This window comes from Bacillus sp. AFS037270 (assembly GCF_002585305.1).
Genome location: NZ_NUNF01000045.1, coordinates 1 through 12,669 on the forward strand (window position 1 = coordinate 1; position 12,669 = coordinate 12,669).

13 protein-coding genes and 1 pseudogene are annotated in these 12,669 nt (G+C 36.5%); 9 read left to right on the forward strand and 5 right to left on the reverse strand.

Annotation, left to right across the window (positions count from 1 at the left end; genetic code table 11):
- Window positions 1-267: 267 nt before the first annotated feature.
- Entirely contained in the window at window positions 268-483 is a 216-nt protein-coding gene (locus COD92_RS21825) for a hypothetical protein (RefSeq protein WP_098532380.1), read from the forward strand.
- A gap of 151 nt (window positions 484-634) precedes the next feature.
- Here COD92_RS21825 and COD92_RS21830 read toward each other — a convergent pair whose 3' ends face one another.
- Both COD92_RS21830 and COD92_RS33435 read right to left on the reverse strand, forming a co-directional pair.
- The gene (locus tag COD92_RS21830) at window positions 635-1,132 is read right to left on the reverse strand and encodes a YhcN/YlaJ family sporulation lipoprotein (RefSeq protein WP_098532379.1); all 498 of its coding nucleotides are present in this window, start codon (window positions 1,130-1,132) and stop codon (window positions 635-637) included.
- Window positions 1,133-2,142: 1,010 nt separating this feature from the next.
- Window positions 2,143-2,502 carry a heterocycloanthracin/sonorensin family bacteriocin gene (locus tag COD92_RS33435; protein ID WP_369689370.1) on the reverse strand — a complete coding sequence of 120 codons (360 nt, stop codon included), beginning with the start codon at window positions 2,500-2,502 and terminating at the stop codon, window positions 2,143-2,145.
- Window positions 2,503-3,292: 790 nt separating this feature from the next.
- Between COD92_RS33435 and COD92_RS21845 the strand changes: the two genes are divergently transcribed.
- Both COD92_RS21845 and COD92_RS21850 read left to right on the forward strand, forming a co-directional pair.
- Window positions 3,293-3,535: a hypothetical protein gene (locus COD92_RS21845; RefSeq protein WP_098532377.1), complete on the forward strand. Its 243-nt coding sequence runs from the start codon at window positions 3,293-3,295 to the stop codon at window positions 3,533-3,535.
- 70 nt (window positions 3,536-3,605) lie between these two features.
- Window positions 3,606-4,103 (forward strand): DinB family protein, encoded by a 498-nt coding sequence (locus COD92_RS21850; RefSeq protein ID WP_098532376.1) that lies wholly within the window; start codon window positions 3,606-3,608, stop codon window positions 4,101-4,103.
- Here the strand turns inward: COD92_RS21850 and COD92_RS32975 are convergent.
- Window positions 4,100-4,396 carry a transposase gene (locus COD92_RS32975; protein WP_369689371.1) on the reverse strand — a complete coding sequence of 99 codons (297 nt, stop codon included), beginning with the start codon at window positions 4,394-4,396 and terminating at the stop codon, window positions 4,100-4,102. The genes COD92_RS21850 and COD92_RS32975 overlap by 4 nt on opposite strands.
- Window positions 4,397-4,777: 381 nt before the next feature.
- On the opposite strand from COD92_RS32975, the gene COD92_RS21860 reads away from it, so the two are divergent.
- The 5 genes and pseudogenes from COD92_RS21860 to COD92_RS21875 all read left to right on the forward strand — a co-directional run.
- Window positions 4,778-5,608 (forward strand): CPBP family intramembrane glutamic endopeptidase, encoded by an 831-nt coding sequence (locus tag COD92_RS21860; protein ID WP_098532375.1) that lies wholly within the window; start codon window positions 4,778-4,780, stop codon window positions 5,606-5,608.
- A 687-nt stretch (window positions 5,609-6,295) separates the two neighbouring features.
- Complete coding sequence (locus tag COD92_RS32195) at window positions 6,296-6,436, forward strand: hypothetical protein (protein WP_176541392.1); 141 nt, start codon at window positions 6,296-6,298, stop codon at window positions 6,434-6,436.
- The gene (locus COD92_RS21865) at window positions 6,433-7,449 is read left to right on the forward strand and encodes an SDR family oxidoreductase (RefSeq protein WP_098532374.1); all 1,017 of its coding nucleotides are present in this window, start codon (window positions 6,433-6,435) and stop codon (window positions 7,447-7,449) included. Before COD92_RS32195 ends, COD92_RS21865 begins: the two co-directional genes overlap by 4 nt.
- 192 nt (window positions 7,450-7,641) lie before the next feature.
- Entirely contained in the window at window positions 7,642-8,181 is a 540-nt protein-coding gene (locus tag COD92_RS21870) for a D-lyxose/D-mannose family sugar isomerase (RefSeq protein ID WP_098532373.1), read from the forward strand.
- 2 nt (window positions 8,182-8,183) lie between these two features.
- Window positions 8,184-8,396 (forward strand): annotated as a pseudogene (locus tag COD92_RS21875) (NAD-dependent dehydratase); the annotation flags it as partial.
- 378 nt (window positions 8,397-8,774) lie between these two features.
- On the opposite strand, the gene COD92_RS21880 reads toward COD92_RS21875, so the two are convergent.
- Together COD92_RS21880 and COD92_RS21890 are read right to left on the reverse strand one after the other, a co-directional pair.
- On the reverse strand, window positions 8,775-9,044 hold the full coding sequence (locus COD92_RS21880; protein ID WP_098532372.1) for a hypothetical protein: 270 nt from the start codon (window positions 9,042-9,044) through the stop codon (window positions 8,775-8,777).
- Window positions 9,045-9,345: 301 nt separating this feature from the next.
- Entirely contained in the window at window positions 9,346-10,845 is a 1,500-nt protein-coding gene (locus COD92_RS21890; RefSeq protein WP_218011367.1) for an MFS transporter, read from the reverse strand.
- A gap of 603 nt (window positions 10,846-11,448) precedes the next feature.
- Between COD92_RS21890 and COD92_RS21895 the strand changes: the two genes are divergently transcribed.
- Window positions 11,449-12,615, forward strand: a complete 1,167-nt coding sequence (locus COD92_RS21895; protein ID WP_098532370.1) for an ROK family protein — start codon at window positions 11,449-11,451, stop codon at window positions 12,613-12,615.
- Window positions 12,616-12,669: the final 54 nt, after the last annotated feature.

A 12,669-nucleotide genomic window follows, 5' to 3' on the forward strand; every position in this document is an offset into this window, starting at 1 on the left:
TAGCACTTAAACTATCGGGTAGCAAGAGTTTAACAATGAGTTGCTGCGGCAGCTCATTTTCATTTTTTGTGCTAATGTGGCAGCTAGTTCAAACGAGAAGACAGTAAAATGGGACACTCATGCTAATTGTCCATGAACACTAGTACAATGAGGAGTTGTCACTATACCGAAAATAAAATAACAACAATTACAAATAGGCAAATATCTATTCCTCTTTAAAAATGACACATACACTATTTTTGAAACAATTTGAGGAGGAGATATAAAATGGAAAGACAATTCTTTGGAAGCGGTATGAGTTATGGAGGTTATCCTGGTTATGGCATGGGTTATGGTGGTTACCCATTCCATCATGGTTATGGTGGTTACCCATTCCATCATGGTTATGGTGGTCACCCATTCCATCATGGTTATGGTGGCTATCCATTCCATCATGGATATGGCGGCTATCCATTTCATCATGGTTATGGTGGCTGCTGTTAGAGATGGTTCATGCTAGGCTCTTTAATTAAATATTAGTTAATTTTGCACATGACGTTATTTTAAAAATGAATGTAAAATTTATGGTGGACAATTAATCCTAGATCACCATGAAAAAATGCTTAGCATATTGCCAAGCATTTTTTTATTCACCTTATTTGGCTTTAGGGAATACTCTACGAATTGTTTCAGTAAACTCATTAAAGAAACCTGAGATTGGTCTACCATTACGAATATCAGAGGCATATGTGGTCATGCGATCATAAAAGTCAGGGTTTTCCGATACGTAAACGTTATCAATATCTCGATCGGTGGATTTCACTCTTTGTGAAATCTTATGTTCAATACTATAAGTACCCTTATTTCGGGATGTAGGTGTGAGCTTTACGGCTACATATGCATTATTTTCTGTAACAATGACATTTGCCGTGTCCACTTCTTTTAGATCGGCTACTTTTTTAGCTGCATCATCAGCTACACTCATTCTAGATCTATTATCGTAATCATTATTGTCTCTGTCGTTGGTGATGTTGTTCCTTGTCACATTTTGGTCACGATTTACAACATCATTTTTATTTACGTTATTTCTGGCACACCCTGTTAAATCAAGGCTAAATATAAGGAATGCAATTAAGATTAGGCTTTTTTTCATGGTGTATTCCCTCCGTGAATTAAGTTAAGCTCTCCATTTCCTTAAAAGATTATTCATATGATGGTTTAGTTCTTCAATTACTTTATTTACTTTGGATTGGTGGATAAGAACCCTTGTAATGCTTTCAGTTATAAATACTTCTGATTCCACCTTCCCTTATTATTTATTATTTAATACTTTATTCTTTTTATACTTATTACTCGGTTAAGGTGAGTTCATTTTTTAAGAGAACTGAAGAGGGGAAAAAGGGATTGTGAAGAAATACACTTAAAGTAACGGGTGCAAGAGTTGCAGTTCAAGCTGTCATAATGATGAGTTATAACTATATCGTAAATAAAATTACGACCAAGAATGAATGCACTTAATAATATAGGCAAATATCTATTCCTCTTTCAACATGGACACATACATTATTTTTGAAACAATTTGAGGAGGAGATAAAAATGGAAAGAATGTTTGGAATGGGCATGGGAGGCTTCCCTGGAATGGGCATGGGAGGCTTCCCTGGAATGGGCATGGGAGGTATGCCTGGATTTATATAGGCAGTTTCATCAGAATGGATATACCATGTATGCTATAACCTAATTTCCAATATTTTGTTATGTTAGTGGTTCTTTTGCGATTAAACAGAGCTGTCGATTAGGCAGCTTTTTCTTATGCTACTACCATGAAAGTACAAAACAGTGAAAATCTAAAAAAGGCAATGCTAAAGTAGACCCAGCAATTATAATTTTTAAAAAAGCTGAGCCTAAAATTAAACCTCATGTGGCAATATCAGTATGACCACAAAAACCATACTTTCATTCTCTGTGGTGAAGTGATGATTTTTCGATTCATGGGTGGCTAACGGGGCAGGTTAGTGAAAGATCGAATTCCTAATCGTTACGATTGTGCACTATCAGTTAGTGTACGATTTTTTGTCCAAAATGATAATCATTAAAGAAGTGCCCTTGCGGCAAATTATGCATGGGCACTTTGTTTCCATAGATATCCATTTTTTCTTTTGTGAATTAGTAACCGTATAAACCGTTGTATCCGTTGTAGTATCCGTCGTAACCGTTATAGCAGCTGCCACAGCCACCACAGCCGCCACAGCCGAAGCAGCCGAAGCAACCGAAACATCGGAATCCTCCACAACGAAAGCCCCCGCAACGCATACCGCCGCAGCGCATGCCACCACACATCATGCCACCACCACAACGCATACCGCCGCCGCAACGCATTCCGCCAAAATGACGCGGATCATTGAGGTTTGGATCAATGGTAATTAAATCACCAACTTGGAAATTATCCATTCCTAACATTTGAAGTTCGTTTTGAAGATTCTGCATTTTTTCCTCCCCTTTGTATTTATTAATTAGGTTCGTCATACACCTATATAGAGAGATGAACGAGGGTAATTCGTCAGTTTCGTTTAAATGAAACCATCATATATACCTGTACTCTCTTCAACAAATTATGATTTCTGTTAGGTCATTGTCACTGATTTAAGTGCCTATTTCAGTTTGAGGTAATATTAAATGTTGATTATATAAAAACTTGTGGTTGATTAATCTGATATACTGTTGAAGTTGATGATTCAATGTATGAAAACTAGGATATAGAATGTGAAAGAATGCACTTAAAGTAACGGGTGCTTTAGTTGAAGAAAGCATACCACAATATGTTGTGGTAATTGAGGTCATTTGTAGTACAAAAAAGGATAGATTGAGAGTATTTTCTACTGCTCACCTATCCTTTGTGATTTTTCCCTTATAATGTCTGACATGAAATACAAATTAACTGTTGATAAGGGTGATAAACAATATCTTTTGCAATCGCAGGATTATCACTTATGGTTGATACGGCGAAAATGGGGAAACCTGCTGTAATCATATAAAAAGAAGCGAACATTACTAAAGACAATTAAAAAATAATTACATATTGGTTTGTCCATAGTTTAAGTTTTCTTTTACCTATGGTATATAAGACCGCCTTTCAAGACTATTTCCAAAAAAAAGTGGTAATTTATAAGTGAACAAATTTACTTTTTCCTTATTATAAAAAAATATTTAGAGTTGTTTGAAATAAAAGCAATTGTAGTCAGGTACATGAAGGAATTTAAACTGGATGATTCGAATAAGTTATAGTGAACTTGGTTTTGTTGTATTCTCAAAATAAATGACTGGAGGATTTCATTTAGAACATTTTTTCGTTATATGGTCGACAGTAGCAAATGAAGATGATTTTGATGCGTATGAATGGCTGTTTTCGAAATGGATTGAGGATTATTGTTATCGTCATCCGGAAGGTTCGGATTACCCTGCTATGTTGGGAGAATTAGAAGTTGGAGAGAAATGTATCTCCAAAATAGAAGGGACACACTTGGTTTTGGTTTATACCTTTTTAGGAACGATTAATTAATACTATACTCAGATTTTTTCATGTCTTTTAACTTTGAAAGATTACACTAAACAGTGAGGAGATTGATTTTATGCAAGTTGTAGCCAAAATGTTTTTAGAACAACTCGACATGCATTGCTATGAGAATGAGTGGTTTGCATCCATGGATCAGGCGCTTCATGGAGTCATCGCAGCTGAGGCAGCATGGACAAGTTCGGGAATCAGCAATTCGATTTGGCAGATTGTCAACCACTTGATATTTTGGAATGAAGACGTGATCCATCGAATTAAGGGCACAGAGAATCCGCATAAAGCAGAAGGCAATGATGAAACCTTTGGAAATCCGGGGGATCCAGAAGACGAAATTGGGTGGGCCCAGACAGTGCAGCGCCTTTATGAAGTCATGAATAAATTAAAAACGGTCATTGCGGACCTTGACGATGAAAAGTTAACAGCTCCGTATGCAGCTAACAATTACTCTATTGAGCGTTTACTCAGCAATATCATGATGCACGATACGTATCATCTCGGCCAAATTGTTCTGTTGCGAAAGTTGCAATCCTCTTGGAGTGGCGTTGATTGGTCCTAACGAAATGAATGAGCTGTTTCCGTTAATGCAGAACTTAATTTTTTGGTCTTGGCCGATTTCCTCTTACCTGCACTTTCATTCTGTTCTGGTACAAGGTTTGCCCAGGAACACATATGGGCTGCACTCGGAAACTGGGCTTTCACATTGGTTCCGACTTCCGACAGAATCTGTTCGGCCATTCTCCTTGCGATTCCGGGAATGGAATCGAGTCTTTCGATATCTTCCTCTTGAGGGACGAGTTTTTTCGCAACTTCCTGATCGAGCAGCTCGATTTGTTGAGTAAAAAAATCAATGTGGTCTTAGATGGTTTTCAACATTAATCGCTGATGAGGGCCAATATAACCTTTCAAGGCCGGTTCCAATTCATCTTTTTTCTTTTTTATAAGAAGGCGTCTTTTTGCATGGACAACACATTTAGGGATTGAGTTTAATGAGGTGAAAAAAAGATTGTGAAGTCTTGTACTTAAAGTAAAGGGTGCGTTAATCCAAAAAGGATTAACGCTTTTTTTATTAGAACTTATTGAGCTAAAGGGCTGATTTGTGGTTGGTTTGGTCCATTTTATTTAAAAATCATCGGTTAGAATACTTACCAAAAATAAACATTTATTTAATATTTAAAATATTAAATCTTAATAGGATTAAAGTAAGATAAAAATAAAAAGGGAGGAAAAGAAATGGTAATCGAGAAATATCGGCATCCAATTTTGTTCTATGGATTATCAATTGTAGTTCCGTGGATATTGTGGTTCATTGCTGCATATATCAGTCACATTAAACCCAGTAGAAATCTATATGTTATCTTAGTAAGCATTTTGGGGATTATTGGCTTATCGAGTCCATTGGTAATAGCTTGTGTTTTAATGCTCTCAGATTCTTACTTACGAAAGGATTTATTGAACAGGTTTTTTAATTTCAATACCATAAAACCATTTTACATTATTATAACCTGTTTTCTTATGATCACGAGTATTCTTCTTGCACAGGCAATTTCCTTGCTATTCGGATATAGTACCTCTCAATTTGCACTCTCAGGAAATTCTTCATTTTCAGCAGGCTTTTTTCCAGCTTGGTTTTTGCTCTTTATTGCTCCAATACTTGAAGAATTAGCTTGGCACTCATATGGCACAGACAGCTTACGAAAACGATTTAATCTTTTTACTGTTTCTATGATTTTTGCTATTTTTTGGGCATTTTGGCATTTCCCACTAGCTTTTATTAAAGATTATTATCAAAGCAATCTAGTCGAAACAGGGGTAATATATTCTATAAATTTTGTGGTAAGTCTCATTCCCTTTGTTCTATTGATGAACTGGTTATACTATAAAACAGGAAGAAATATTATTGTTGCAATCGTTTTTCATATTTCAGCGGGGCTTTTCAATGAAGTATTTTTAACACACCCAATGAGTAAAGTCATACAAACCGTTCTTTTGCTTATTTTAACTACAGTAATAGTAATAAAAAATCGGAATTTCTTTTTCAAGTTAGTATATCAAGAAAAATGATATTGTTTTGATAATGATCCTTAAAATGAGAATCAACATCTAATGCTCTAAGACCGCTTTCTAGAGGCGGACTTTTTCTAGTTAAAATAAATTATCCCCTACATAGTGAAGGACATTAATTAAAAATATCTGTAGTATGATAGGATTGATTTTACACTTAGGGATAAAAAGGATTAGCTAAAGATGATATTTGCACTACTTGATGAAATTATATTCCAATTTGTGAAGGATTGTACTCAAAGTAACGGGGTGCCTTAACACAATAAGGAATAAAATTAAAGAGCCTAAAATATGCAAGTTTTTATGCACTACTTGCTTATTTTGGCTCTTTTTACATTCATAAAAGATACTGCCATTTATAGCATTTTTTAATTCCAAATACAAACTATCTTGATAAAGCAGACTGGATTGATAAAACCAATTTCAAATGTAATATCTGTCAAACTTAATTCTAAATCCTAAAGCAGTTTTTTTGCTTTATGTATCATCATTTCAGAGATATGTTGGTAGGGGTTTTTTCCATAACTTTTAGTGTAGTTCCCTTAACAAAGGATTTTGTGACAGGCATGCTACACTTGAAATGTCTTGTAAGTTTATAGGGGGACTATAATAACACACATGAGCGATACTAATACTTTAGAAGAGTTCCTCACGAATAAGGATAGCATAAATAAATAGAGAATATTTATGGATAAACTACGGATCGAATCAGTTGATGGGAGGCTTTATCGATTTGAAAAAAGGAATTTTGAAATCAATATAGAATATTTACTTGCTAACGTATTAATAGAATGGATCGCTTTAAAATTAGCGGAGGTGGAAAAATGAAAGCGTTATTTATCGGAGGGACGGGAACGATTAGTTCTGCTATTACGAAACAATTGGTAACAAAGGGATGTGAGCTTTACCTTCTTAATAGGGGGAATCGAAAGGATCGCTTGCCAGAAGGGGTAAACTTACTTCAAGCTGATATTAATGATGAAGACCAAGTTTCCAGACTGATTGAAGATTTAGAGTTTGATGTTGTTGCTGATTTCATCGCGTTTGAACCTGGCCAACTGGAAAGAGATTATCGCTTATTTAAGGGAAAAACGAAACAATTTATCTTTATTAGTTCTGCTTCTGCCTACCAAACTCCTTTGTCCGACTATCGAATTACAGAAGGAACGCCATTATCAAATCCATATTGGCAATATTCGAGAAATAAGATTGCCTGTGAAGAGTATTTGTTGAAACTTTATCGAGAGGAAGGCTTTCCGATTACGATTGTAAGACCAAGTCACACCTATAATGAACGTTCGATTCCACTTGGAGTACATGGAAGCAAAGGTTCCTGGCAGGTAGCAAAACGAATGCTGGAGAATAAACCCGTTATTATTCATGGTGATGGAACATCCTTGTGGACGATGACACACAATCGTGATTTTGCGAAAGGCTTTATTGGCTTAATGGGCAATATCCATGCCATCGGTGAGTCTGTTCATATCACTTCAGATGAAAGTCTAACCTGGAATCAAATTTACGAAGCAATCGCGGACGCACTCGGAGTAAAACTCAATGCGGTCCATGTGTCATCTGAATTTTTGGATGCATGCAGTAAAGAGGATTACAGGGGTGGATTACTGGGGGATAAGGCCAATTCCGTCGTTTTCGATAATACGAAACTAAAAAGACTGGTTCCCGATTTTGTTACTACGACTCGATTTGACCAAGGGATAAAGCAAACGGTCGAATACATATTAGCTCATCCTGAACTACAAAAATCGGATGAGGAATTTGACCATTGGTGTGACAGGGTTATGGAAGGATTAAATACGGCTTTAAAGATGATAAATGAATAGATTCAAGGTCGGCCAATAATGGCTGACTTTTCCTTTTTGTATATCCAGGCATAGTTTTGAAAATGTCAAAAAAGCAATCGACATCGTTTTAAGTTCCGTGATGATTGATGCTTCATTACAATCAATTTGCAGGAAATTAGGCGCATCATTTTATAGCCTTTATAAGGATTATCTGTCCAAGGAGGAGTTAGAATGAATCTGCAAGATTACGAAAAAATAAAAGCCCTGTCTTTAAAATTGTTCGATAAGGCCCATATCATTTTGACAGAAGAAGAGAAAAATGGTCTGGAGGTAGCCGACTTTGGACTAAATAAAATTGAGGATACAGGATTGCAATTGCATACATATGTAAACACGGATCTGGTTTGTGCCAAGGAACTGGCCTTGCTGCCAAATCAAACTTGTCCTGAACACAAGCATCCAAAAAGAGATTTTGATGACGGAAAAGAAGAGACGTTTAGATGTCGATACGGAACAGTATATCTATATGTAGAAGGAGAAGAAACAAAAAATCGTAAAATGAATCCGCCGCAAGGGGATGAAAAGTACTATACTGCATTCAATGAAATTATTTTACAGCCAGGAGAGCAATATACCATTTATCCGAATACCCTTCATTGGTTTAAATCAGGAAGCGAAGGTGCGGTAGTTTCTGAATTCTCGACAAGAAGTACAGATGATAGTGATATATTTACAGACCCGAGAATTAAAAGAATACCAGAACTCAAATAAAAGAGATTGCCTGTGAAGAGTATTTGCTGAAACTTTATCGAGAGGAAGGCTTCCCGATTACAATTGTAAGACCAAGTCATACTTATGATGAACGTTCGATTCCACTTGGAGACCATGGAAGCAAAAGTTCCTGGCAAGTAGCAAAACGGATGCTGGAGAATAAACCGGTTATTATTCATGAGGATGGAACATCCTTGTGGACGACACATAATAGTTTGCTAAATGTAGCCCTAAAGATGATCAATGAATAGATCCAAGGTCGGCCAGTAATGGCCGATTTATCTTTTGTAATCTGTGCCATGATGGTTTCTGAAACAAGGGAGACCTCTAACATGCAAGTTTCTAAAAGAAGTAAGTTTAAAGCCACCAAATGGCAGCTTTAAAATTAGTATTACACTTGCTTTGGTCATTTGGAACCAGGAATATTTGGTTAAAAAATACAAAACATTTTATAATAGATTAGATGTCAAGCAAAATCTAGAGATATTCTGAAGAAGACAATACTTACCCGAAACTTTTTGTCATTGGATTTTTTCCCTTTTTATTTTTCCTTCTTCTGAAATCAATAGCCCCTTTCAATCCAGCAGCAGTAGTTAAAACTCCCCTTCAAACGGGGTAAATGGTATGTGTAATCTGTTTTCCACTGCTCGAAGCCTTTGATTTACTCTTCGTAAACTGCGGTGCAGTTGGTCAAATTCACTTTCTAGCAGGCTTACTCTGCGCTCAAGCCGCTGCCATTGTGGCTGTTGAAATAATTGCGATATTTGCGATAGTTGTCGGTCAGGTCCATATGGATCCTGTTGTACATATGGATAATACTCAACTTGAGTTTGTGGAACTTGATAATTTCCATACGGATACATTTGGGCTTCTCTCCTTTTGGTTAGATCACTATAAATTATGTAGGTATTTTCAGTATGAAACGGCGAATACCCATTGATTCTCTTTTAAAAGCTCCTGACGCTATTGTCTTATCTTTTACACAAACGGATTATAATGTTTTTATAATTATACTCATTAAAGGAACAATAAAACCTACTGCTGTACCAATTATCGAGTTGTTTACCATCAATCAAAAAGGCCAGGTACTTTACCTGGCCTTTTTTTGATACATAAATTTCTTTCGTAGAAAGTTGTTCTGTAGGAATATTGTTAATAACTTATTTATCTGACTTTTGCTTTGGCACGAGAAGCATCGAGTTGCTTATTGATGTCTTCGACGTCCTTATCTGAGAGTGGATAAAGAGCCATGACAATCATCGAAACGATAGCAAGCGCTGCTGGAATCCAGATAGCTGTTATATTGATACCGGAAAGAGCACTTGCTGTTTGTTTCGCCGCATTTCCATCGAAGCCGAAAGCCGCAAGGAACCAGAGCGGAATGGCACCACCAAGAGTGAAACCAATCTTGAAGAAGAGACCCATGATCGCGTTGATGATAGCAGCATTCCGTTTGCCAGATTTCATTTCACCATAAGAGACAACTTCAGGAACGAGTGCCCACATGAAACCAGTTGCTGAAGTGAGACCCCATTGCTTGATGAAGGTTGAAACATAAGCAAGGAAGAGTGAATCGTGCATGCCATCTAACGACCATACCCAAGTAAGGATTTCCCCAACAACAAACATACCAAGGAAGAAATGGAAGAATCCCTTTTTACCAAAGATTTTCTTCAATTTTGGCCAGAAGACTGGGAAAGCGATACCAGGGATGGAGGCGATGAGACCTACTGCACCCATCCAGTCTGAGTGGTTGACCGTGTATTGGTTAAAGAAGCCATTCACTGTGTTCATGAAGAACATGAAGGTGAAAGCAAGCATAAAGAAGAAACCCAAAATAACGAGTGGTTTGTTGTTCTTCAATTCAACGAACAGGTCATAAGCTTTCACTTCTGCAGATTGTTCAGCCGTTGCGACAACGCGTTCTTTTGTGAGACGGTAGCAGAAGAACAAAGCCAAAGCGCCAAGTATCATGTAAACCATGTAAACCCCAAACCAAGCGTGACTTGCAGATGCATCTGTATAAGTACCCATGTTGATCTTAAGACCAAAGAAACCTGTGTCTTTCATTGAGCGGTCTTTTGGGGCTGCCATTTGGACAAACATTGGAAACAGTGTGTAAACCAAGAGATTAGCAATGTTAGCCAGCATCATACGAGTAGTTGTGATTTTATCTACGGATTCAGGGTCACGTGTGAGTGAAGCATTCAATGAACCGTAGGGAATGTTAACGACAGAATAAACTAAGTCGAGCAAAAAGTACGTGATAAAGGCGATTGGCACTGAACCACGAATGGCTGGAATTGGAACAAAGAGCATCGCTGCTAAGATAACAAGTGGAACACCTGCAATCAGAAGCCAAGGACGATATTTACCGTTTTTGAATGTATGTTTATCGACGTAAGTACCAACCATCGGATCCCATAATACGTTGACAATTCGGACAAACAAGAAGATGAACCCAGCTGCTGCTGTACCAATGGCATTTACGGTAGTCAGATAGAGAGCAAGGAATCCTCCGACTGTACCAAATACGAGGTTTTGGGCAAAGTCCCCAAGACCGTAACCGATCCGTTCAGAAAGGCTGAGCTTATGGTACTCATTATGTTGAATGTTTTGTGTGTTTTTGTTCATTTGTTTAACGGTTGATTCCATTAAAGCCATGTCATAAATCTCCTTTACAGTTAAATTTTCAATCGATTTATCCGCTTACATAATAGACATTTAAAAAAAGTCTATTTAAAAAATGAGCTAATCGATTTTTTATAGACCCAAAAGTAGGGTTAACCGCTTTCAGCGATGGTAAAAAATTTTAAGCAACTCCTATTAAAATAGGAGAATACTTTATAAAGTGACTAATTGCATAAACTAACAAACCAGAAATCTTTCAGTATAAGGAATGAAAAACAATCATATACTTACTTGGTTTGTTTGCATAAATAAACAAAGAAGATATTTTTATTAATTATCCTAAACAATAACTTAAAATCATCTAAACAGTAAATAAGGTGCGTTTATCCTCCTTTAAAGCCCTTTAACTAGTAATTTCACATTGAAACCGGCTACACTTTATCACGAAAAAAACAAAACAACTTAAATCTTTGTTTGTTTATCGGATAAACTAAGCGATGCATTTATACTAACACATCTTTTTTAATTGAACAATATACAAATTTATAAATTTGTACGATATAATAAAAAATAATCAAATAAAGGAATGGGTAGTTAGTTTGATAGGATAAACAAATAAAGAGATGAGGAGAATAAGTGGAATTAGCAAATCAAAACGATATTAAAATGCATAGTCAAAAAGTTATTCTGAGTACGACTATGAAACACTACCCGATCTCCAGGGCAAAACTCTCGGAATTAACGAACCTGAACAAGGCAACCGTTTCTTTGCAAACGAATTCATTAATCGAAAAACATCTTGTTTCCGAAATTGGGGTGGGGGTATCGAACGGGGGCCGAAAACCCGTATTGCTAGTTTTTAATAAAAATGCCGGCTATTCCATAGGAGTTGAACTTGCTGCCAATTATATTTTAACGATTTTAATTGATTTAGAGGGGAATAAGCTTTTCTCTGACTACTTTGAATTTGTATTCGAATCAGTGGAAGCGCTTAAATCAATTTTCATTGATAGAATTAGACTGGTGACGAATCATGCACCGGAATCTCCATATGGCATTATTGGTATTGGAGTAGGGGTACATGGGTTTGTTAATGAGAATCAAACGGTAGTATATACTCCCCATTCAAATTGGGACAAGGTTGACATAAAAAATTTGCTCGAATCTCATTTTAACTTTCCTGTTTTTATTGATAATGAAGCAAATGCAGGAGCATTTGGAGAGAAATTGTATGGTGCCATAAAGAATTCCGATAACAGTATTTATATAAGCGTCGGAACTGGGATTGGTCTGGCTATCATTATAAATGACAAGCTTTACCGCGGATCTGATGGAGTTTCCGGAGAAATGGGACATATGACGATTGAATTCAATGGAAAAAAATGCGGCTGCGGAAACCAAGGATGTTGGGAACTGTATGCATCAGAAAATGCCTTTTTCACTAATCTTTCCAGAATAAAAAATGGAAGAGAAATGACACTTGAAAAGGCCAATAAGATGATTATGGAAAACGATGGGGATATATTGATAGAAATAGAAAAATTTGGCTATTATTTAGGAATTGGTTTGGCAAATTTGATCAATACGTTTAACCCTGAATCGATTATCTTGAGAAGTAACTTGATTGAGGCGAATCCAATCGTTTTAAAGTCGATTAAGAAGGCTCTTTCAAATAGGATATCGAGCTATATACCACTAAAAAATGAGATTTTCATCTCCCAACTCAACAACAATGCTGCCGTCCTCGGAGCAGCTTCGTTTATGATAAAAAAATTCCTTGTGGATTCCAAGATTTTTAATTAATATTAGATCTTAAAAAAAGACCTTGGAGGCTAATATGAACTATAACCCGAATAA

Excerpts from the sequence above, each read along its gene's own strand:
- COD92_RS21825 (WP_098532380.1), top strand. The coding sequence starts at position 268 with ATGGAAAGACAATTCTTTGGAAGCGGTATGAGTTATGGAGGTTATCCT.
- COD92_RS21865 (WP_098532374.1), top strand. The coding sequence starts at position 6,433 with ATGAAAGCGTTATTTATCGGAGGGACGGGAACGATTAGTTCTGCTATT.
- COD92_RS21880 (WP_098532372.1), bottom strand. The coding sequence starts at position 9,044 with ATGTATCCGTATGGAAATTATCAAGTTCCACAAACTCAAGTTGAGTAT.
- COD92_RS32195 (WP_176541392.1), top strand. The coding sequence starts at position 6,296 with ATGGATAAACTACGGATCGAATCAGTTGATGGGAGGCTTTATCGATTT.
- COD92_RS21845 (WP_098532377.1), top strand. The coding sequence starts at position 3,293 with ATGACTGGAGGATTTCATTTAGAACATTTTTTCGTTATATGGTCGACA.
- COD92_RS21850 (WP_098532376.1), top strand. The coding sequence starts at position 3,606 with ATGCAAGTTGTAGCCAAAATGTTTTTAGAACAACTCGACATGCATTGC.
- COD92_RS33435 (WP_369689370.1), bottom strand. The coding sequence starts at position 2,502 with ATGACGAACCTAATTAATAAATACAAAGGGGAGGAAAAAATGCAGAAT.
- COD92_RS21870 (WP_098532373.1), top strand. The coding sequence starts at position 7,642 with ATGAATCTGCAAGATTACGAAAAAATAAAAGCCCTGTCTTTAAAATTG.
- COD92_RS21890 (WP_218011367.1), bottom strand. The coding sequence starts at position 10,845 with ATGGCTTTAATGGAATCAACCGTTAAACAAATGAACAAAAACACACAA.
- COD92_RS21860 (WP_098532375.1), top strand. The coding sequence starts at position 4,778 with ATGGTAATCGAGAAATATCGGCATCCAATTTTGTTCTATGGATTATCA.
- COD92_RS21830 (WP_098532379.1), bottom strand. The coding sequence starts at position 1,132 with ATGAAAAAAAGCCTAATCTTAATTGCATTCCTTATATTTAGCCTTGAT.